The 1,334-nt window shown below is 58.7% G+C and carries 1 protein-coding gene; it reads left to right on the top strand.

Annotation, left to right across the window (positions count from 1 at the left end; all coding sequences use genetic code 11):
* The first annotated feature begins 84 nt into the window (after positions 1–84).
* A complete protein-coding gene (locus tag F7R19_RS29490) occupies positions 85–1,185 on the top strand; it encodes an IS5-like element ISRme1 family transposase (RefSeq protein WP_008651819.1) in 1,101 nt (366 codons plus the stop codon).
* Positions 1,186–1,334: the final 149 nt, after the last annotated feature.

The following is a 1,334-nucleotide window of genomic DNA, read 5'->3' as shown; positions in this document are numbered from 1 at the left end:
CAGGCTGCTGAAATACCGGCAGCGAACGTCAGCGCGACGACTTGCTGAATCGTTAATCTGAGGACTCCATACAATCCCACGTTCATGCGCGGCGCTGACACCTGCACCGAAAGTTTGTTCACCATGCGGCGGCTGGAAGATTTCGTGCCGAAGTCCCACCCCCTGCGCGCGATCCGCACCATGGCGAACCAGGCGCTGGCGAAGATGGATCGGCTGTTCGCGCAAATGTACGAGGCCGATATCAAGGGTGGCCGGCCCAGCATCGCGCCGGAGAAGTTGCTGCGGGCCATGCTGCTGCAGGTGCTCTACAGCGTCCGGTCGGAGCGCCAGCTCATGGAACAGACGCACTACAACTTGCTGTTTCGCTGGTTCATTGGCCTGGCGATGGATGATGTGGTCTGGGTGCCCAGCGTCTTCAGCAAGAACCGGGAACGGCTGATCAAGCACGATGCTGTGATCGACTTCTTCAACGAAGTGCTGGCCATCGCGCAGAAGAAGGACTGGCTGTCGGGCGAGCACTTCAGCGTCGACGGCACGTTGATTAAGGCGTGGGCTGGCCACAAGAGCTTTGTACGCAAGGATGGCGACGACCAAGACGATAACGACGGTGCTGACTTCAAGGGTGAAAAGCGCAGCAACGAGACGCACGAGTCCAAAACCGATCCCGATGCCAAGCTGTACCGCAAGGGCAAAACCGCCAGTGAACTGCGTTACATGGGTCATACCCTGAGCGACAACCGCCACGGCCTGGTGGTGAGCGCCATGGTGACCAATGCGGACGGACACGCCGAGCGCGAGGCCGCGAAGGTCATGCTCAACGATGCCAGGCAGGTGATTGAGGACCTGAATGTGGAAGTCACCGTGGGTGCGGACAAGGGCTACGACGCGCACGAGTTCATTCAAGCCTGCCTGGAGTTGAAGGTGACGCCGCACGTCGCACAAAACACCTCTGGCCGCCGCTCGGCCGTTCCCGACGCCATTGCAGGCACCAAGGGTTATGCCATCTCACAGCAGAAGCGCAAGCTGATTGAACAAGGCTTTGGATGGGCCAAGACCGTTGGGCGCATGCGCCAGGTGATGGTGCGCGGACTAAAGAAGGTCGATCAAATGTTTGTGCTGAGCATGGCCGCCTACAACCTCGTGCGCATGCGTTCGCTGGGACAAATCCGTCCGCAGTTGCAGTAATCGCGGCAATGAGGCCGGAAACGGTCGCCAAATCAACGAAAAAGTCGGTGAAGTGACGATCAGCTTCCGGATTGTGAAAAATAGCGAGCCCATCAGCCTTGCAGAGGGAAGCTTCGCTTTTATGCGGCTAGTACTTCAGCAGCCTGTTA

Source organism: Cupriavidus pauculus (assembly GCF_008801835.1).
In the GTDB taxonomy this organism is placed as follows: domain Bacteria; phylum Pseudomonadota; class Gammaproteobacteria; order Burkholderiales; family Burkholderiaceae; genus Cupriavidus; species Cupriavidus pauculus.
Note: the sequence above shows the minus strand (reverse complement) of the source record. Positions and strands in the feature narration are given on the sequence as shown.